Raw genomic sequence first — 17,935 nt, forward strand, 5'->3', positions numbered from 1 at the left:
GTGCGCGGCCGGTGTGTCAGGCGTCCCTGCGGCGGAACGTGGTCGTGGACACGGCCACCGCGAGAACGACCCAGGCGATCACGACGGCCGAACCGGTGAGCGCGCCTGTTCCGTTGTGGAGCCACATGCTGTGTCCGGCGGTGTCCGGCAGGTACGCCGCGAAGCCCGCCCGGTCGCGCAGCAGCGGGCCGATGACGAAGTAGTGGACGAGCAACCCGGCCACCACTGGGACGGTGCGCCGGATGACGGTGGCGATCGCGGCGGACAACAACGCGGTGAGCGTCAGGTAGGCGGCTGCGCCGCTGACGGCCCGCAGTGCTTCGGCGAACTGGGGCAGCACACCCTCGTCTCCCACCACGACGCCGGCCACGACGACGCCCGCGACCACGGTGACCACCGCGGCGGGGACCGCGAACAGCGCGAGCGAGACCAGCTTCGCGAGGTGCTGGGTGATCCGGCGCGGCATCGCGGCGAGCGTCGTGCGGATCTGGCCGCCGCTGTACTCGGACGTCACCGCGACCACGCCCAGGACGACGAAACCCGCCTGGCCGTAGGCGACCGGCGCGAGGCCGACGTCCAGCACACCCGTGCCGCCGGCCGCACCGAAGGCGATCGCGAGGACCGCGGAGGCCACGACCGTGCCGAGCGCGGTCAGGTGCGAGGCAGGCAGGCTCCACAACTTGGCCGTCTCGGCGCCGATCCAGCGCCTCATGCATCCCTCCGGCGAAAGACCGCGACACCGGCGGCGAGCAGCACGACGACCCACGCCGCCATCACCGCGCCACCGGCGACGGGGGAGAGGTGCACCGGCAGGTCCATTTCGATGATGAACATGCGCAGGCCCGCCATGTCCGGGAAGTAGACCGCCAGCGTCGTGATCTTCGTGAGCAGGAACGTGACCGTGACGACCGAGGTGTTCAGGATCAGCACCGCGAGCGGCACGATCCCGTTGCGGGTCAACAAGGTGATGCCGAACGCGAGCAGCGCGGTGAGCACCCAGTAGACGACGACGCCGGGCACGCGCGAGACGTCGGACGCCTGGACGTGGTCGCCGAGCAGCACCTGCACGAACGTCAGCGTGATCGCCGCGGCGGCCACCGCCAGCACGGTGGCCGTCGTGATCACCGCCGCGACCTTCGCCAGCAGGAACCGGGTCCTGGACGGCACGACGGTGAGGCTCGTGGTGATCTGCCGGCCGCCGCCGGAGGCTTCGCCCTCGGTGGAGTACTCGCTGCTCGCCGCGACGACGCCGAGGACGACGGCGCCCACGACCCCGAAGGCGAGCTCCTGGAAACCGGCGTCGGCGCCCGCCTTCGTGTCACCGGTGGACGCCGAGATGAACGCGACCACCGCCGGGACCGCCACGCCCACCAGGCAGGAAACCCACACCGACGGCAACGACGCGAGCTTGCTCAGCTCGCCGCGGCAGGCCCTCATCGCACGTTCTCCCGCGACCCGGTGGTGAGCGCGAAGAACGCCTCCTCCAGGCTCCGCCGCGGCCCGGTGACCTCGGCGAGCGTGCCCTGCGCGACGATCCGGCCGCGGTCGATGACCACCACGTCGTCGACCGTCTCGGACAGCTCGCCCATGAGGTGGCTCACAGCAGGACCGTGCGGCCCGCCGCCGCGCGTTCCCGCAGGAGCGTCCTGATCCAGCGGATGCCCTCCGGGTCGAGGCCGTTGACCGGCTCGTCGAGCACCAGCGCCTCCGGGTCGCCTAGCAGCGCGGCGGCGAGGCCGAGCCGCCTGCCCATGCCGAGCGAGTAGCCGCCGACCCGTTTGCGGGCCGCCTGGGCCAGTCCGACGGCCTCCAGCACCTCGCCGATCCTGCGCCGCGGGATGCCGCCGGCCGCCGCGATCCAGTTCAGGTGCGCGCGGCCGGTGCGGGAGCGGTGCGCACCCGAACCGTCGAGCACGGCACCGACCTCGGTCAGCGGATCGCGCAACTCGGCGAACGGCCGGCCGCCGACGAGCGCGGTGCCCGAGGTCGGGTGGTCGAGCCCGAGCAGGATCCGCAGGGCCGACGACTTGCCGGCGCCGTTCGGGCCGAGGAACCCGGTCACCCGGCCAGGGCGCGCTTCGAAACTGACGTCGGAGAGGATCAGCGCCGATCCCCGTCGCTTGGTCAGCCGGTCGAACTCGAGCATCAGGACTTCTTCCCGTCGGGCGCGAATGCGTTCCCCCGCAGCCAACTCCGCCGGTGGGGTCGTCCGCGTCGGTCCCCGGACCGAACCTGGCCGGCGGCCGTGCGGCCCGCGGTCTGTCAGACCTGGGGCGGAGATCACCCGGCCGAAGTCGGCAGGGGCTCAGCAGTCGAGCCGGTCAGGCCTTGCCGTGGCGGTCGAGAAGTGCGCGCAGGGCGGCCATCTCCGCGGCCAGCGCCTTGCGTCCGGCGGCCGTGACGCTGACCCACGTCTTGGGCCGCTTGCCCTCGTAGCCCTTCTCGACCTCCAGCAGGCCGGCCTCCTCCAGCACCGCGATGTGACGGGAGAGGTTGCCGGCGGTGAGGTTGAGGGTGGACTTCAGGTAGGCGAACTCCACCCGTTTCACCTCGCCCGCGATGGTGAGGATCCCGAGCCGGTGCCGCTGGTGGACGACGTCGTCCAGCGCCGCCGTCGGGTGCTCCGTCACGACGAGGCCCGGCCTGCCGCGAGCGCGCCCAGTCCGCCGAGCACGAGCACGGTCGCGAGCAGCAGGACGCCCGTGGCGCCGCCCAGAGCGTCGTTGTCCATGGACGCATTGTCGACGATCAACGCGCCGGCCGTGAACACCACCGCGACCACCGAGCACCACACGCTGCGCTCGATCCACGCCAGCGTCAGCAGGCCGGCCGAGATCGCCATGAACTGGGCGCCGCCGCCCATCCCGAGATCGACGCCGACATCGGGCGACTGCAGCAGTGACAAGGCGATCGACGCCAGCAGCAGTCCGGCTGGGACGAACAGCGCCCGCCACCGCCGGGCGCGGAACGCGAGCAACGCCAGCCCCAGCAGCACCGCCATGACGACGGCGGCGACGAGGGGCGTGGGGTAGAACAGGGCGTACTTGTGGATCACGCTCGTGCTCAGCGGAATCCCGAACAGCACGGCGACCAGCCCGAGCAACGCGACCCGGACGTACGAACCGGTCGGGGTCTCCACGCCGACGCGCTGAGCGCGCCAGCGGTACCACCACACCGTGGCGAGCACGGCCACGAGCAGCGCGCCGAGCCAGTACAGCGACAGCGCGAGCGGGTGCACGACCTCCGTCTTCAGCCGGAGGTGCGCCAGCGGGCTGATCCACGGGCCCGGCCCGCCGTCGGCGAGGTGGTCGGCCGGGTCCGGGTCGGCCTGGGAGAGCGGCAGCGAGAGCAGGGACAGGGTCCCCATGAGCAGCAACGGGAACCAGTACCCGTGCCGGTCGTCCCTGGCGCGCTTGCGCAGGCCGGCCAGTTCGTCGAGCAGTTCGCCCGGATCACTCGTCATCTCGCCCCCAAAGTTGCCTGTGATGCAGTTAGGTTTGCATCGCAAACCATCCTTGTCAACGGCACCAGCGCCTCCGCCGGTCAGGCCGGGTACGCGGCGTCCGTACCGGGCGAGGAGGCGCTGACCTGCTCGTAGGTGGGCAGGACGCCGGTGATCAGGCCGGCCAGCCGCATCCCGCGGGCCACCGCCCCCTGGTACCGGTGCCGCCAGCTCTCGTCGTCGTCATCGTCGTCGGCAGCGAGGTCGAATCCCGCCTCGCGGATCAGCGGGAGCAGACCGTCGGGGTCGGTGCCGCCACGGCTCTCGGGGTAGTTGAGGTTGAAGAAAGTCGTGACGGTGCCGTCGACGGCGTGGGCGAAGCGGGGGGCGGCGAAGTCGTGCCGCACGACCGCGCAGGCCTCGGTGCCTCGGGACAGCGCGTCCACCACCGTTTCCAGCCAGAAGCTGTTCGGCTGGACCAGCACCGTCCACTCGTCCAGCGCGAACGCCGACACCGCTTCCAGGTCGCGGACGCGGCGCAACGCTTCAGGCGGGTCGACCTCACGGACGAAGGCGAGCGAGAAGATCTCGCCCAGGAAAGCGGGGTCGCTGTGGCCGGCGTCCGCCCACGACAGGTCGTGCTGCTGCATGTGGTCCCCAGGTCGGTGCCGAGCGGAGTTTCCGCGCGCCCGAGTGACGCGCGTCGCCCTCCGCCGATTCGGGCCGGAGAGGGCTCAACGCCTAGGGTGCTGCATGTGTCGCAGTGCGGCCTCGCCCGGTTGCCTGGGTGCTTCCACGAGCGCGGTCGCTACCGGGGACAATTGCCCCCGACCGTTCAGCTCCAGGAGGATTGTTGATCCACAAGTTCTCGGTTCGCTCCGCGGGGGTAGCGGAGCCCGACATCCGTGAGCTCGGCCGATCGTGGGAGCTCGACGACCTCGAGGTGTGGCGCGACTACTACGTCGAGTTCGAGAGTGCGCCCGATGCCGCCGCGCTCGCCGAGGTGGCGGCCGTGCTCGGTGACCAGCTCGACGTCGAGGTCTCCCTGGACCAGCCGCTCCCCGCGGGTGCCGTGCAGGTCGCCTACAAGCGCGGTGTGGTCGACAACGAGAGCGACTCGATCATCACGGTGTGCGGGTTGCTCGGTGTCGCGGCCAAGGCCGGCAAGGTCGCCACCAGCTACCGGTCGGCGTCGCCGCGGCTGCGGGACCTGGTGGTCTCCACGCGGTTCAACGCGACCATCGAAGAGCTGCACGACGAGGAACCGCACTACGACACCCTCGTGCCGCAGGGGCACTATGAGTCGGCCGTGCAGTACGACCTGCGCGGGCTCGACGACGCGGCACTCACCGAGCTCGGCACGGCGGGTGGGCGCAACCTGTCGCTCGCGCAGATGAAGCACGTGCAGCACGTGCAGAACACGCTCGGGGACGAGTTCGTCACGGACGTCCTGCTGGAGGCGCTCGACGCCCGGTGGAGCGACCACTGCGCGCACACCACGTGGAAGTCGCTGGGCAGCCTGCTCGGCCGCCTCGTGCAGGCCGCGAAGGACGTCGGCAACCCGAACGTGCTCAGCATGTTCCACGACAACGCCGGCGTCTGGGACTTCTACGACGGCCACGCGATCGCCATCAAGGCCGAGACGCACAACGGGCCGTCGGCGATCTCCGGCTACTTCGGCCAGCTGACCAAGCTCGGCGGCGTGCTGCGCGACATCCTGGGGACCGGCCTGAGCGCCGACCCGATCGGCAGCTTCGAGTACACCGCGATCGGTGAGCCCGAGGCACCCGCGCCCATCAAGGGCCGGCCGGACGCGCGCCGTCTCGCCGGCGAGACGATCCGGGCGATCAAGGAGTACGGCAACACGTTCGGCGTGCCGATGATGTCGTCGCGCATGACGTTCCACCCCGCGTACCGCGCCAAGCCGTTCGCGCTCGGCGGCAGCATCGGCCTGCTGCCCGTGTCGGCGGCGCAGCGCGGCACCCCGCGGCCCGGTGACTTCGTGGTGCTGATCGGTGGCCTGACCGGCAACGAGGGCATCCATGGCGCGTCCGCGAGCTCCGCGGGTGCCGTGATGGACACGGCCGCCGTGCAGATCGGCGCGCCGCTCGAGCAGGTCAAGTTCCGCAAGGCGCTGATCGAACTGCGCGAAGCGGGCTGCATGAGCGCCCTCACCGACGTCGGTGGCGCGGGCCTGAACAGCGCCGTCGGCGAGATCGGCGAGGCGTGCGGTGTCTGGATCAACACCGCGCTGGTGCCGTTGAAGACCGCGGCGCTGCCGATGTGGCGGATCCTGCTGTCCGAGTCGCAGGAGCGCATGCTGCTCGCCGTGCCGCCGGAGCACCAGGAGCGGGCGAAGAAGATCCTCGACCGCCACATGGTGCGCTCGACGGTCATCGGCCGGTTCGCGGACACGGGTCGCTACCACGTGTTCCACGCCCCGGACCTGACCGAGGAGGCCCTGATCGCGGGCGCTCCGGACGTCGTGCCCGCCCACCAGGGCGAACTGGGCTTCGACGTGGCGTACGACCTGCTCGACATCGAGGTCGAACGCCAGGAGGTCGGCCCGCCGCCGCGTCCGGCGGACGTGCCCGAGTGGCCCGAACTCGCACCCACGCAGCTCGCCGGGCTGCTGGAGGAGGTCGTCGCCGACGCGGAGGTGGCCTCGCAGCACTTCGCCGACTCGCAGTACGACTCCACGGTCCAGGGCAACACCTGGTACGGCCCGCACTACGGCACCGAGCACTCGGTCCGCACGGCCTACTGGGCCGGCACGCCGGTCGCCGGTTCGCCCGCCGCGGCGGTGCTCAACACCGCGTTCAACCCGTGGATGTTCGACGCCGACCCGGTCGCCGCCACGCGCCAGATGTTCTGCTCGGCGCTCGCGGGCCAGGTGCTCGCCGGTGTCGCGGTGAAGGACGTCTGCATGTGCGACAACTTCTACACCCCGCACCTGTCGCCGCACTGGCGCGAGTGGCTGGTCGGCATGGTCGACGAGCTCGCCGTGCTGGTGCGCCACTTCGGCGTGCCGCTGATCTCGGGCAAGGACTCGTCGGCGGGCTCCGTGCACACCGACGAGGGCCTCGTCAGCGTGCCGCCCGCGGTGTTCCTCAGCGCGCTGGGCAAGGTGCCGCACACCGACGCCCTGCTGCGCGAGCAGTGGACCACGCCGGGCAACGTGCTGGTCCGCGTCGGCCTGGCCACGGGCTCCCCGGTCGGCACGGTCGCCGCCCGCAAGCTCAGCCTGCCGACCGGTGCGCTCGACGACCTGGCACTGTCCGATGTGGACAGCTACCTGAACGCGCTCACCGCGAGCAGGAACCTGTTGCGCAGCGGTGCCCGCATCGGTGCCGGTGGCGTCGCGGCCACGCTCGCCCAGGGCGTGCTGGCCAGCGGCATCGGTGTGAAGCTGGAGTCCGCGACCACCGAGTCGCTCTTCGCCGAGCACCGCGTCGGCGCTGTCGTCGAGGTCGCCCCCGACGACGTCGCCGCCCTGCCCGCCGAGCTCAGCCCGGTCGTCCTCGGTGTCCTGGAAGGCACGCTGGAAGGCACCGGAATCGTGCTCGACGGCGTCGACCTGTTCGCCCCGGCCGCGCGCGACGGCTGGCTCAACTCGTTCACGGCGAGGATCGCATGAAGCCGACCGTCAACGTCCTGTACCTGCCCGGCACCAACTGCCAGGAGGAGACCGTCCGAGCGTTCGCCGAGGTGGGTGCGCAGCCGCGGATGCGGTTCGCCGCCGACCTGCTGGCGGGCACCGAACGGCTCGACGACGCCGACATCCTCTGCATCCCCGGAGGGTTCTCGTTCGGCGATCACCTCGGCGGTGGCGCGGTGGCCGCGGCGTTGCTGCGCAGCCACCTGGCCGACCAGTTCGAGGCCTGCCGCACCCGTCCGCTGATCGGCATCTGCAACGGCTTCCAGATCGCGGTGCGCGGAGGCTGCTTCGGCAAGGTCGGCCTGAAGGTCAACAGCGCCGGGACGTTCCGCAACGAGGAGAACCAGCGGCACGTCGTGGACGCCGGCAACGACAGCCCGTGGCTCGCCGGCCTGGGCGGTCAGACCCTGTCCTTCCCGTGCGCGCACGGCGAGGGCCGGTTCGACCCGGGCAGCGAGACCGAGGGGTACCGCGTCGCACTGCGGTACGAGAAGGACTCCAACCCCGACGGGTCGTTCGAGGACATCGCGGGCATCACGAGCGCCGACGGCCTGGCGTTCGGGCTGATGGACCACCCGGAGCGCGCGATGGACCGCGAGGTCCGGCTGGCGTTCTTCGAGAACGGCGTGCGCGCGGTTCGTTAGCAGTGCGGCTGGTGCTGGCCCTACCGCGAGCGCGGGGGCCAGCGCCATGGCCGCGGCATGATCACCACGGCACCGTGGTGATCATGAAATCACTCCTGATCGCGGCGATGGTCGCGGTGGCTCCCTTGCCTCCGCTGCAGCCGGAACTGCTGCGCGCGGCCATCGCCGACCTGGACAACCCGGCGGCGACGTCCGCGCAGCTGCGGGTCTCGGGTTCGGCGGGGTGCTGGTACGGCACCGAAGGCGTCGCGGACAGGCGGACGCAGCGCCCGGTCCGGCCGGACGACAGGTTCCGGATCGGCAGCGTCACCAAGGTGTTCGTGGCGACGGTCGTGCTGCAGCTCGCCGCGGAGCGGAAGATCGGCCTGGAAACGCCTGTCCGGCACTACCTCCCGGACCTGCCGCCGACGCTGGACGAGGTCGAGGTCGGGCAGTTGCTCGACCACACCAGCGGGATCCCGTTCGAGGTCGGCTTCCCCGACCTGAGCACGCCGGAGAAGGTCCTCGAACACCGCTACGACCGGTACGCGCCGGACCAGCGCCTGAAGATGATCCCGGCCACCGAGCCGAAGTTCATCCCTGGCACGCGGCAGGAGTACCGGGGCATCAACTACGTGCTCGCCGCGATGATCATCGAAAAGGTCACCGGCCACGGCTACGGTCACGAGGTCGACAAGCGCATCGTGCGTCCCCTCGGGCTCACCAAGACCTACGTGCCCGGCCGCAACGAGACGGGCATCCGCGGGGCGCACGTCCACGGCTACCTGGACGTGCCCGGTCAGGGCCTGGTCGACGTCTCCGACTTCAACACGTCGAAGTCCTACGGCGAAGGCGACATCATCTCCACGACCGGTGACCTCACCCGGTTCGCCGAGGCGCTGTTCGACGGCGGCCTGCTGCCGCCCGCGTTGCAGGAGAAGCTGTTCACGCTCCCGAACGTGTCCATGGTGGACGGACGACCCGCCGCGTACAGCACCGGGCTGCAGACGTTCACCATCAACGGCGTCACGGTCTGGGGCAAGACGGGGGAGCAGTACGGGTACAACGCGGGCCTGTTCTCGACGCGGGACCAGCAGCGCCGCATCGCGTACTCGTTCACGCCGACGGCGCGCAACGATGCCCAGCAGCTGATGACGCTGCGCATCGCGAACGCGGTCACCAGCCCCGCAGCTGATCGGCCCTGATGCCGTACTGCGCCATCTTGCGGTAGATCGTCGCCCCCCGATGCCGAGCTCGGCGGGCGGGTGCGAGGCAGGGCGATCCTCACGCCGTGATTCCACCCGGGAAGGGCCCATTAGAATCGGGCCGTGGACTTGGCGCGGGTGCGGAAGCGCTGTGAGGAAGAGATCCGGCGACTGCGCATCAGCACACCGCTCGACGTCACGGCCCTGTGTGAACGGCTGGCGGAGCAGCGCGGCAGGCCTCTTCACCTGCTCGCGCTGACTTCGCGCACCTCCAACCCGTCCGGGCTGTGGGTGGCCGCGAAGAAGGCGGACTACATCTTCTACGACGAGTCCGTGGGCGAGGCGCATCGCGCGCACATCGTCCTGCACGAGATCGGGCACATGGTGTTCGAGCACGCCGGCGTCGCCGAGCTGGACGACCTCACCGCGCGCCTGCTCGCGCCGAACCTCGACCCGAAGGTGGTGCGGCAGCTGCTGTGCCGTGACAGCTACGACAACGAGCACGAGCAGGAGGCCGAGCTGTTCGCCACGGTCGTGCTCATGCGGGCGGGGTTCGAGGTCACCGTCACGCCGGACGCCGGCGCCCACCCCGAGCTGGCCCGGCTGCGCGAGGTGCTGAGTGCTTAGGGCGTTCCACATCCTCGTCGTGGTGCTGTTGTGGGCCTGCACGGCGTATCGGGTCTTCGTCCTCGTGCGGCGCCCGTCGCGGAGTTTCGGCAGCGTGGCCGTGTGCTTCGCGCTGTTCTTCCTGGCGCTGGGGTTCACGGTCGGGCTTCCGCCGCTCTACCTGCGGATTCCGTGGCTGGCCGAGGCGCCGAGCCTCGTGCGGCTGGTGCAGCCGGTGTTCATCGTGGTCAGCGTGTTCTGGCTGAACATGTTCGTCGTCCACGCGGCCGGGCTGACGGTGCGCGCGACCGCGGTGCGGATCGCGGCGGCGTCCGGCGCGCTCGTCGCGATGATCACGCTGTTCCTGCTGGCCTCTCCCGGCGACGACGCGGAGGACTTCGTCCGGGCGTACGCCAAGGCGCCGTTCGTGACCGAGTACCTGCTCGCGTACCTCTGCTACTTCGCCTTCGTCCTGGCCGACGTCTTCCGGCTCACGCGGCGGTTCGCGGGCGGCGCGCAGGAGGGGCCGATGAGGTTCGCCCTGCGCCTGTGGTCGATCGCGAGCCTGGTCGGGTTCGCGTACACCTCGCACAAGGCCGTGTACGCCCTGGGAACGCGGCTCGACGTCACGCCGCCCTGGCAGGAGGGGCCGGTGTCGACGACGCTGTCGGGGCTCGTCCTCGTGCTGTTCGTCGTCGGCCTGACCGCCTACCTGTGGGGTCCTCAGATCGAGCAGTACCGCACGTACCGCACGCTCCGGCCGTTGTGGCGGGCCTGCTACGACGTCATGCCGGGCATCGCGCTCATGCCGCCGGGCGTCCGGGCGCCGATCGACCTGCGCCTGTACCGGTGCGTCATCGAGATCCTGGACGGGCGGCTCGCGTTGCGCGCGTACTGGGACACCCGGATCGCCGAGCGGGACGGTGAAGCCGCGGCGCTGGTGGCCGCGCTGGCGGCGAAGGCCAGGGACGAACCCGTCGAGGACGGTCCCGCCGGTCTGCCCGCGCTCGACGTCGCCGGGCTGCCCGCCCTCGCCCGCGAGTTCAGGACTCTTTCGGCGGCAGGCCTTCCAGCTCGCGCACGCGGTTGATGACCTCGGTGATGGTGTCGAGGCTGCGGTCCGACAGCCCGGCCGCCCGCATCGCGACCTCGCGGACGCCGTTGTCCTTCAACGCGGTGACGAGCGCGATCTCGCCCTCCACCTGCTCGCGCACGGCGTCGTCGAAGAAGTACGCGGCCGGCACGCCGAAGAACGTGGCCAGCGCGGTGAGGTGCTTGAGCGTGGGGTTGTCGCGCTGGCCGGTGCGCAGGTACCAGAGGTAGGACGCGGAGATCGTCACGCCCTGGTCGCGGGTGATCGCCTCGGCGACGTCCTCGTTGCTGTACTCGCGCTGCCCGGACGCCCGGATGGAGCGGAACAGGTACTCCAGCCGTGCGGCCAGGGTGTGCGGCTGAGGTTTCTCACGCTCGGTCATCCAGCCCACCTCACGTTTTGACTGGTGTGAATCACAACAATACCGCATTCACACCGGTTGACGATCAGGGGTGGACCAGGGTTAACTTGCCTCGCCTCGACTGCTGTGGATCCGCTCGACTCCTGGTTCACGTCAGTCAACGGTGCGTCCGGACGGCACAGCCGGTCCCGGACCAGCGGCGGTGAGGCGGGGCCACGTCACTGGGGGTGGCGTGGCCCCGCCCCCCGCCGGGGCCACGCCGGCACCTACAGCCGCACCAGGTTCGACGGCCGTCGTGGCGGTTCGGCGTCCGCGGCGGGGAGCTCGTCCGGCAGCCAGGAGCGCAACGCCCGCCCGAACATCAGCAGCGTGCGCCAGGTGTCCCAGAGGGCGATCAGCGACGCCGACAGCACCACGGCGACGGCGACGGCCAGCACACCGCGGGCTTCCAGCAGCACGACGACGGCCACGATCGCCCACAGTTCGACGAAGGTGAAGACGACGGTGAGCACGATCTGCTCCGTGTGCTTGCGCCGCGCCCGCAGGACCTGAGTGCGCGAGTCGGGGTCGGGCAGTGAACGGCGCTTCATGACGGCTCCTGCGGGCTCGGCGAACTGTGTCCCCAGGAAATCGCCACGGGCCGCGGATGTCTGCGTCAGATGCCACACAGCGTCAAATCCCGCAGAGGACGCGCAATTCTTCCTCGCGAAGAATCTCTATGCCGTTGCGCCGGGTCAGGATGATTCCGCTCTCGCGCAGAACTTTCAACGTCCGGGCGAGCGTTTCGCGGGATATACCCGCGATTCCGGCCAGCTCGCGCTGGGTGAGCGGCACCGTCGCGATCAGGTCGTCCGCCTCCCGGTGCGCGAGGTCGAGCAGCATCGCGCCCACGCGGTGCAGCGACGGTCCGGTGCGGAGGTCCTGCTGACCGACCATGGCCCGCTGGCGGGACGCCACGACGCGCAGCATCGCCCACGTGATGCCGGGCCGCACGTGACACAGCGACTTCAGCGCACGAGGGGAGATCACCAGGCCGCTGACGGCGTCCACCGCGGTCAGGGTGGCGGAACGACGACGGCCGTCCACGGCGGAGAGCTCGCCGATGATCTCGCCGGGCCCGCGGACGGCGAGCACCGTCTCCTCGCCGGCGACGGTGAACCGGCTCACCCGGATCCTGCCCCTCGACACCACGAGCACGTTGCGCGACTGGTCCCTTGATGGCAGATGATCAAACCGGATGCGAACTCGGCACGAGTCGCGGAGTTCCGCAACGCGGTGCGATCGGCCTCGTCGAGCATCCCCCAGAAAGACCGGTCGATCATCATGCTTCTCATGATTCCGGCAACCCGTCCCAAGTCCAGCGCAGCCGTGGATCGTGACCCAGTTCGTTCGGGGTGTAACGCTGCGCGCGGGTGGCAGGATGAGAATTCCATGGGTCTGGTCACTGTCGAGGGTCGCCAAGTCGGCTTCACCGACGCGCTGTCACGTGTCGCCGAGCAGCTGAGCCCACTGGGCGACGCCGGCCGGTGCGTCGCCGAGTCGTACGCCCTGGCCACCGAGATTCGCCGCCTCAGCGAGGCGAAGGCCGTGGACGACAAGGAGGTCAAGCTGGCGTTGCTGGACCAGCGCCGGCGGGAGTCCACGGCGACCCTGCGCAGCATGCGGGAGGAACTGGGCCGGGCCGACAGGAGCGCGTCGGCGTTGCGGGAGTGCATGGTCAACATGCAGCGCGCGACCGTCAAGCCGGGACTGGAACTGGCGGAACGCCGCGCCTACATCGACCTGACCCAGCACTTCACCACCATGCTCGTGCAGCACCACTCCGAACTCACCGGCGGCGTCGCGGACGTCATCGACAAGGTGCTCAACGGATCCGGCGCGGCCGCTCTCGCACCCGCCCGCCGCACCAAACCGCGTCGCACCCGGTGAGCCGCGATCAGCGGGGCTGTGGCGGCTGCGCGTTCGCGTTCCTCGCCCTGTTCCTCGGGATGCCGCTGGCGATCGTGCTGGTGTCTCCGGCGGTCGCGGCGCGCATCGTCGTCGACGGCGTGCCCGAACACGCGGTGCACCTGCAGGAGTGGCTCTGGGGCACGGCCGTGGCGGTGCCGATGGCCGCGCTGCTGGTGCGGATCGCGCTGAGCCGCCACGGCCGGCTGCGCCGCTCGCCACCGATCCGGCGCTGGACGGGCTTCCTATTGCGCGGCCTGGTGTTGCTCGCCGCCGTGAACGTCCACGTGTTCCAGCGGAAGAAGCCCTCCCTGCCCGGCGACCACGTCATCGACGACGGCACCGCGCTCTTCGGCGGCGCGGCGCTGATCGGCGTCGCCGTCCTGGTCGTGATGAGGCTCTGGGACCGCCGCGCCCGCAGGGTCACCGTCGAGGAGGTGCGGGCGGCGGCCGCCGAGGCCGACCAGTCGCTGCGGCGCGTCCGCACCCAGAACGACCGGGTGCGCCGCCAGGCCCAGCAGGTGCGCGCCCGCGTGGAGAAGCTCCAACGTTCAGAGCGGCCCGGCGTCGAGTTCCACTCCCTGCGGGTGTTCCACCGCGAGTCCTACCAGTGCGCCGACACCGCCCACATCGCCTACCACTCAGCCCAGAACTCGTTGCGCACGATGGCGAGCCTCGTCCGCCACGCCCGGCGCGCGCCTTACCAGTTGACCGTGAGCAGCCGCGCCCGCGCCGAGATGAGGGCCGCCGCGGCACACCTGGTCCGTTCCCAGGGCGAGCTGCGGACCCATGTGGACGAGGGACTGGGCATGGTCCGCACGTTGAACGCCAACACCTCCGACCTCAAGCACGAGATCCGCGACCACTGCGGCGCACCGGGCCGCGAGTGGTTCACGGCACTGGAGGAACGCGTCGAACAGGCCCGCGAAGAGCGCCGGGTGGGAAACCGCTTTGGAGGCGGTCAGTAATCTCCTCGCCACAGCCTCACGTGAGAGGGTTAGGGCGATGCCTGGCGTGTTCGTCAACTACCGCACCGGTGACGGTGAATGGGCGGCTGCCCTGGTCAAGCGGGAGTTGAGCGCGCGCTTCGGAGGCGACCAGGTCTTCTACGCGAGCCAGTCGATCCGCCTCGGCGAGGACTTCTCCCGCGAGATCCTGAGCGGCCTGCGCCGGTGCGAGGTCCTCCTGGCCCTCATCGGCCCCCGCTGGGTGAACGCCGTAGACCGCGAGGGCGTCCGCCGCCTCGACAAGCCCGACGACTGGGTGCGCCGCGAGATCCTCGAGGCCTTCGACTGCGGGCTGCGGGTCATCCCGGTGCTGATGGACGGCATCGACCCGCTGCGGGAGGCCGACCTGCCCGACGCGTTGCAGCGCGTGGCCCGCTGCCAGTACCTGCGCATCCACCACCGCAGCGACGACCTCGACCTGCCCCGCCTGGTGGACGAACTGGTCGAGCTGGTGCCGGAACTCGTCGCACCACGCTCGTCGTCCGCCCCGCGCCCCGGCCGCCCGGCCGAGGGCGAGCTGCGCAGCCCGATCACCGAGTTCCGCCAGGCCCTGTCCGAGCCGCTCGGCCAGTCGGTGTACGAACGCGTCCAGGCGGCAGCCGCGGCGGCGCTCGAACTGCTGACGGAGGCGCGGTATCCCACCTCCGGTCACCTCCACGACAGTGACCTGCCCTCCGAACTGGAGAAGCGGCTCACCGGCTACGAGCACGACCTGGCCCCACTGCTGCGTCTCGTCGCCATCGGCGTGCGGTCCGGCGACCGGCGGCACGACGAGGTGTGGACCACCCTGGTCGAACGTTTCCTGCGCAGGCAACCGCGGCACCACGGCGCGCGCGACGTGTGGGTCAACGCCTCGGCCTACCCGGCGCTGCTGCTGACCTGCGTGATCGGCGTCGCCGCCACGGCGGCGAACAGGGAGGACCTCCTGCACCGCCTGCTGTGCCGGACCGCGGCCACCTCCGCGGACGGCCGCACGACGCCGGTGCTGCGGGAACTGGCGCTGCGCAACGTGGTCGACCCGCGGCACGCGGCAGCACTTCCCACCTGGGGCGGTGCGCCTCCTCACCAGGCGCTGAGCGTGCAACTGAGGCAGGTGCTCAGCCGCGTGTTCTTCAACGTCGTGGACGGCCCGGCGTTCGAGTGGGCGTTCGCGGACTACGAGTTCCTGCGCAGCCTGCTGGAACTGCACGACGCGCCGTTCTCGTCGCTGGGCGAGTTCGCGGTGCGCCTCGACCACGACGACTCCGTCCTCTACCAGCGCAACGCCGCGCGGCTGGACGCTGACTCGGTGCTGCTGCGCGCCGGGGCGTTCGGCGGAGAGCCTGACAACGTTGCCGCGGCCTGGCGCGAACTGCGCCAGGCCACCCGTGCCCGGTACTCGTAGCCGTCAGCCGAGGTCTTCCACCACCGCCAGGTTGTAGTCGCTGGCGGCGGCGATGGCCAGCACGCTGCCGTCGTACTGGGGTGGAATCGTCGTCTCACCCGAATGGTCGATTCCCCAGCCGATCACAGTGCCGTTCGCCTTGAGAGCGAGGGCGTGGTCTCCGCCGAAGACGAACGAGACGACGCCGCCGTGCGCGGCCGGAGGCACCAGGGGTTCTTCCGCCCACTGGAACCCCCACTGGAGGAGCGTCCCGTCCTCCTTCAACGCCAGCGAGCGGTTGGATCCCGCGGCGATGGCGGTCACCCGGCTGGTGGCGGCCTCCGGCACCACCGCGTAGGGCAGGCCGTCGTCACCCCAGGCGATCACCGAGCCGTCGTCCTTCAACGCCATGCTGTGACTGTCGCCGGCGGAGATCGCGATGACACCACTCTTCGCCGCCAGGGGAACCGACGTCTGCCCGGAACCGTTGTTGCCCCACGCGATGACCTCGCCGTTGTCCTTCAGCACCAGGTTGTGGGAGCCACCGGCGGAGATCGCGATCACGTCACGTGAGGCCCGCGGCGGGACCGTCGACAGTTCATCGAGATCGCGGCCCCAGGCCTCGACCGTCCCGTCCGACTTCAACGCCAGGTTGTGGTAAGTCCCGGAGGAGATCGCCACCACGCCGCTCAACGCGACCGGCACCGACGTCTGCTTTTCGGTGTTGTCGCCCCAGGCGGCGACGGAGCCGTCCGACTTGAGCGCCAGGCAGTGCAGGTTCCCGGCGGAGACCGCGACCACACCGCTCGATGCCGCCGGCGGAACCTGCGCCACTTGTTCGAGGTGGTCGGTGCCCCAGAACTTGACGGCACCTCTCGAGATGGTGAGCTGCCGCGTGAGCACTGCGGTTCTGCCCTTGCTCCCGATGACGAGGGAGACCGTGTAAACACCCGGAGTGGAGAACCTGTGGTCGAACTCGGGGGTCTCCGCGACGGCTTCCGGCCCGTCCACACCAGGCCTCGTCACCGTCCACAGCCACAGATCCGGTCGTCCGGTGATCTCGGCGCTGAAGTGCACCGACTCGCCGATCACCGGCCTGGGCCGCTGGATGTCGATCCGCGAGATACCCGGCGGCGCCCCCGCGGGAGCCACGGTCACCACGGTCTCCGCCCGCACGGTGGTGCCGGTGGCGAGTGTCGAGGTGGCGCGAACGACGAACGTGCCTTCGCGCGTCCACCGGTGCCGGACGGTGCGGCCCGTCCCGGTGGTGTCGTCACCGAACGTCCAGGCCGTGCCGGCGGCCACGGGCGGGCGCAGCACCGCGGTGAGCTCGAACTCCTCGCCGACCAGGCCGTGCGTGCCGGGACTGACGACGATGGACGCCAGGGGCTTCAGACCGGGCTGGGCGGGGTTGGCCTGCCGGTCCGCCTGGCCGGGGAGTCCCAGCCCCGGTTGCTGCTTGCGGCTGTCCACCTTCGTCGCCTGGTCCACCGTGCGCGGATCAGACGTGGACGGGACGTCACCCGCGGGACCGGCGGTGTACTTGGTGAGGGTCCGGACGTCGCCGCTGAGGTCCAGCACTCCCGCGGCGTTGCCGGAGGGGTCGTTGAAGAAGACGATGTCGTCGCGGGTGATCAGTTCGAATCGTGTCGGGTGGTCGAACAGCTGGCGCTGCGCGACCACCCGGGAGCCTGCGAGATCTATGATCGTCACCTGCCCGGTCGCGTAGTCGGGCACGACCGCGTGGTCGTCGATCTCGACCGGTGTCCCCAGGTCGGAATCGGACGAACCGATCTTCACGGGGTCACCGCACCCGGAATCGAAGGAACACGAGAACAGCTCACCGCGGTCCTCGGACGCGATCAGCACTCTCGCCCGGTCGGTGGACGTCCCGATCGTCGTCGCGTCGCGGGTGCGCTCGTCGAGCCGCATCGACCGTGTGACCGCACCCGTCTCGGGGTCGAGCAACTCGGCCGTGCCGCGGCCTGGATCCACCAGCGCCGGCCTGCCGCCGGGTGCGGTCAGCCGGCCGTTTCCGGCGGCGGAACGCGTTCGGCGTTCCCCCTCGCTGAGCCAGACCAGGTCGCCGGTCGTGTCGTCGATCGCCCACAACCGGCCCTCGTCGTCCACGGTGACGCTGTCCGGCCGGAGCGACTCCGCCAGCCGGTCGGGCTCGCCTCTCGGTTGGAGCGTCGCCGGATCCACCGAGGCGACCGTTCCACTGTGGACGTCGACCACGTACAGCAGATCAGGAGCGGACAGCAGGACCAGCTCGCCGCCGGGGGGAAGCACTTCCACCGGTGGCGAGACCTGTTCCGTGGCACTGTCGACGCTGCTGAGCCGGCCGGTCTCCCGGTCCAGCACCACGGCCGCACTTCCCCGCTGGACGACGGACAACGCCGTGCCGGCCGCTGAGACCGGCACGTGCGCCTTCACCTCGGCGGAGGCGCCGTCGACGAGTGCCATCTCGCCGGTCTGGGTGGACGTCAGCCAGACTGAGCCCGACAGCATCCGCACCTGTGAGGTGCTGTATCCGGAGCCCACCACCAGAACGGCCGCGACGGTCGCGGCGATGGCGGTCAGCGCGATCATGAGACGGGCTCGCCGGTGCGGCGCGTTCACGCCGTCAC

The 17,935-nt window shown here is 70.7% G+C and carries 19 protein-coding genes; 8 read left to right on the forward strand and 11 right to left on the reverse strand.

What is annotated here, in order from left to right; genetic code table 11:
* Window positions 1-16: 16 nt before the first annotated feature.
* The 7 genes from LX88_RS39265 to LX88_RS39295 form a co-directional block, all read right to left on the reverse strand.
* Complete coding sequence (locus LX88_RS39265) at window positions 17-712, reverse strand: hypothetical protein (protein ID WP_258952823.1); 696 nt, start codon at window positions 710-712, stop codon at window positions 17-19.
* On the reverse strand, window positions 709-1,437 hold the full coding sequence (locus LX88_RS39270) for an ABC transporter permease (protein WP_258952824.1): 729 nt from the start codon (window positions 1,435-1,437) through the stop codon (window positions 709-711). The genes LX88_RS39265 and LX88_RS39270 overlap by 4 nt, the downstream gene beginning before the upstream one ends.
* Window positions 1,434-1,601: an ATP-binding cassette domain-containing protein gene (locus LX88_RS39275; protein ID WP_258952825.1), complete on the reverse strand. Its 168-nt coding sequence runs from the start codon at window positions 1,599-1,601 to the stop codon at window positions 1,434-1,436. The genes LX88_RS39270 and LX88_RS39275 overlap by 4 nt, the downstream gene beginning before the upstream one ends.
* Window positions 1,598-2,146, reverse strand: coding sequence for an ABC transporter ATP-binding protein (locus LX88_RS39280; RefSeq protein ID WP_258952826.1), 549 nt, complete (start codon window positions 2,144-2,146; stop codon window positions 1,598-1,600). Before LX88_RS39280 ends, LX88_RS39275 begins: the two co-directional genes overlap by 4 nt.
* A 175-nt stretch (window positions 2,147-2,321) precedes the next feature.
* Window positions 2,322-2,630, reverse strand: coding sequence for a transcriptional regulator (locus LX88_RS39285; RefSeq protein WP_258952827.1), 309 nt, complete (start codon window positions 2,628-2,630; stop codon window positions 2,322-2,324).
* Window positions 2,627-3,463 carry a hypothetical protein gene (locus tag LX88_RS39290; protein ID WP_258952828.1) on the reverse strand — a complete coding sequence of 279 codons (837 nt, stop codon included), beginning with the start codon at window positions 3,461-3,463 and terminating at the stop codon, window positions 2,627-2,629. Before LX88_RS39290 ends, LX88_RS39285 begins: the two co-directional genes overlap by 4 nt.
* An 80-nt stretch (window positions 3,464-3,543) precedes the next feature.
* Entirely contained in the window at window positions 3,544-4,092 is a 549-nt protein-coding gene (locus tag LX88_RS39295) for a DUF6461 domain-containing protein (RefSeq protein ID WP_258952829.1), read from the reverse strand.
* Between the two features lie 203 nt (window positions 4,093-4,295).
* Between LX88_RS39295 and LX88_RS39300 the strand changes: the two genes are divergently transcribed.
* The 5 genes from LX88_RS39300 (at window position 4,296) to LX88_RS39320 (ending at window position 10,624) form a co-directional block, all read left to right on the forward strand.
* On the forward strand, window positions 4,296-7,079 hold the full coding sequence (locus LX88_RS39300) for an AIR synthase-related protein (RefSeq protein WP_258952830.1): 2,784 nt from the start codon (window positions 4,296-4,298) through the stop codon (window positions 7,077-7,079).
* Complete coding sequence (locus tag LX88_RS39305; protein WP_258952831.1) at window positions 7,076-7,744, forward strand: phosphoribosylformylglycinamidine synthase subunit PurQ; 669 nt, start codon at window positions 7,076-7,078, stop codon at window positions 7,742-7,744. Before LX88_RS39300 ends, LX88_RS39305 begins: the two co-directional genes overlap by 4 nt.
* Window positions 7,745-7,827: 83 nt before the next feature.
* Window positions 7,828-8,928 carry a serine hydrolase domain-containing protein gene (locus LX88_RS39310; RefSeq protein ID WP_258952832.1) on the forward strand — a complete coding sequence of 367 codons (1,101 nt, stop codon included), beginning with the start codon at window positions 7,828-7,830 and terminating at the stop codon, window positions 8,926-8,928.
* A 123-nt stretch (window positions 8,929-9,051) separates the two neighbouring features.
* Window positions 9,052-9,555 (forward strand): ImmA/IrrE family metallo-endopeptidase, encoded by a 504-nt coding sequence (locus tag LX88_RS39315; RefSeq protein ID WP_258952833.1) that lies wholly within the window; start codon window positions 9,052-9,054, stop codon window positions 9,553-9,555.
* Entirely contained in the window at window positions 9,548-10,624 is a 1,077-nt protein-coding gene (locus LX88_RS39320) for an MAB_1171c family putative transporter (RefSeq protein WP_258952834.1), read from the forward strand. Before LX88_RS39315 ends, LX88_RS39320 begins: the two co-directional genes overlap by 8 nt.
* On the opposite strand, the gene LX88_RS39325 is transcribed toward LX88_RS39320, so the two are convergent.
* The 3 genes from LX88_RS39325 to LX88_RS39335 all read right to left on the reverse strand — a co-directional run bounded on the left by LX88_RS39325 (window position 10,578) and on the right by LX88_RS39335 (window position 12,449).
* The gene (locus tag LX88_RS39325; protein WP_258952835.1) at window positions 10,578-11,009 is read right to left on the reverse strand and encodes a helix-turn-helix domain-containing protein; all 432 of its coding nucleotides are present in this window, start codon (window positions 11,007-11,009) and stop codon (window positions 10,578-10,580) included. The genes LX88_RS39320 and LX88_RS39325 overlap by 47 nt on opposite strands.
* Window positions 11,010-11,254: 245 nt before the next feature.
* A complete protein-coding gene (locus tag LX88_RS39330) occupies window positions 11,255-11,578 on the reverse strand; it encodes a hypothetical protein (protein ID WP_258952836.1) in 324 nt (107 codons plus the stop codon).
* Between the two features lie 82 nt (window positions 11,579-11,660).
* Window positions 11,661-12,449, reverse strand: coding sequence for a Crp/Fnr family transcriptional regulator (locus LX88_RS39335; protein ID WP_258952837.1), 789 nt, complete (start codon window positions 12,447-12,449; stop codon window positions 11,661-11,663).
* On the opposite strand from LX88_RS39335, the gene LX88_RS39340 reads away from it, so the two are divergent.
* The 3 genes from LX88_RS39340 to LX88_RS39350 are packed head-to-tail and all read left to right on the forward strand — an operon-like array spanning window position 12,420 to window position 15,326.
* Window positions 12,420-12,917: a hypothetical protein gene (locus tag LX88_RS39340; RefSeq protein ID WP_258952838.1), complete on the forward strand. Its 498-nt coding sequence runs from the start codon at window positions 12,420-12,422 to the stop codon at window positions 12,915-12,917. The genes LX88_RS39335 and LX88_RS39340 overlap by 30 nt on opposite strands.
* Window positions 12,914-13,903 carry a hypothetical protein gene (locus tag LX88_RS39345; protein WP_258952839.1) on the forward strand — a complete coding sequence of 330 codons (990 nt, stop codon included), beginning with the start codon at window positions 12,914-12,916 and terminating at the stop codon, window positions 13,901-13,903. Before LX88_RS39340 ends, LX88_RS39345 begins: the two co-directional genes overlap by 4 nt.
* Before the next feature lie 37 nt (window positions 13,904-13,940).
* A complete protein-coding gene (locus LX88_RS39350; RefSeq protein WP_258952840.1) occupies window positions 13,941-15,326 on the forward strand; it encodes a toll/interleukin-1 receptor domain-containing protein in 1,386 nt (461 codons plus the stop codon).
* 3 nt (window positions 15,327-15,329) lie between these two features.
* On the opposite strand, the gene LX88_RS39355 is transcribed toward LX88_RS39350, so the two are convergent.
* Window positions 15,330-17,897: a PKD domain-containing protein gene (locus tag LX88_RS39355; protein WP_258952841.1), complete on the reverse strand. Its 2,568-nt coding sequence runs from the start codon at window positions 17,895-17,897 to the stop codon at window positions 15,330-15,332.
* Between the last annotated feature and the right edge of the window lie 38 nt (window positions 17,898-17,935).

Source organism: Lentzea californiensis, from assembly GCF_024648825.1.
GTDB classification, from domain to species: domain Bacteria; phylum Actinomycetota; class Actinomycetes; order Mycobacteriales; family Pseudonocardiaceae; genus Lentzea; species Lentzea californiensis.

Excerpts from the sequence above, each read along its gene's own strand:
- LX88_RS39265 (WP_258952823.1), bottom strand. The coding sequence starts at position 712 with ATGAGGCGCTGGATCGGCGCCGAGACGGCCAAGTTGTGGAGCCTGCCT.
- LX88_RS39270 (WP_258952824.1), bottom strand. The coding sequence starts at position 1,437 with ATGAGGGCCTGCCGCGGCGAGCTGAGCAAGCTCGCGTCGTTGCCGTCG.
- LX88_RS39280 (WP_258952826.1), bottom strand. The coding sequence starts at position 2,146 with ATGCTCGAGTTCGACCGGCTGACCAAGCGACGGGGATCGGCGCTGATC.
- LX88_RS39290 (WP_258952828.1), bottom strand. The coding sequence starts at position 3,463 with ATGACGAGTGATCCGGGCGAACTGCTCGACGAACTGGCCGGCCTGCGC.
- LX88_RS39295 (WP_258952829.1), bottom strand. The coding sequence starts at position 4,092 with ATGCAGCAGCACGACCTGTCGTGGGCGGACGCCGGCCACAGCGACCCC.
- LX88_RS39305 (WP_258952831.1), top strand. The coding sequence starts at position 7,076 with ATGAAGCCGACCGTCAACGTCCTGTACCTGCCCGGCACCAACTGCCAG.
- LX88_RS39310 (WP_258952832.1), top strand. The coding sequence starts at position 7,828 with ATGAAATCACTCCTGATCGCGGCGATGGTCGCGGTGGCTCCCTTGCCT.
- LX88_RS39325 (WP_258952835.1), bottom strand. The coding sequence starts at position 11,009 with ATGACCGAGCGTGAGAAACCTCAGCCGCACACCCTGGCCGCACGGCTG.
- LX88_RS39330 (WP_258952836.1), bottom strand. The coding sequence starts at position 11,578 with ATGAAGCGCCGTTCACTGCCCGACCCCGACTCGCGCACTCAGGTCCTG.
- LX88_RS39340 (WP_258952838.1), top strand. The coding sequence starts at position 12,420 with ATGGGTCTGGTCACTGTCGAGGGTCGCCAAGTCGGCTTCACCGACGCG.
- LX88_RS39350 (WP_258952840.1), top strand. The coding sequence starts at position 13,941 with ATGCCTGGCGTGTTCGTCAACTACCGCACCGGTGACGGTGAATGGGCG.
- LX88_RS39355 (WP_258952841.1), bottom strand. The coding sequence starts at position 17,897 with ATGATCGCGCTGACCGCCATCGCCGCGACCGTCGCGGCCGTTCTGGTG.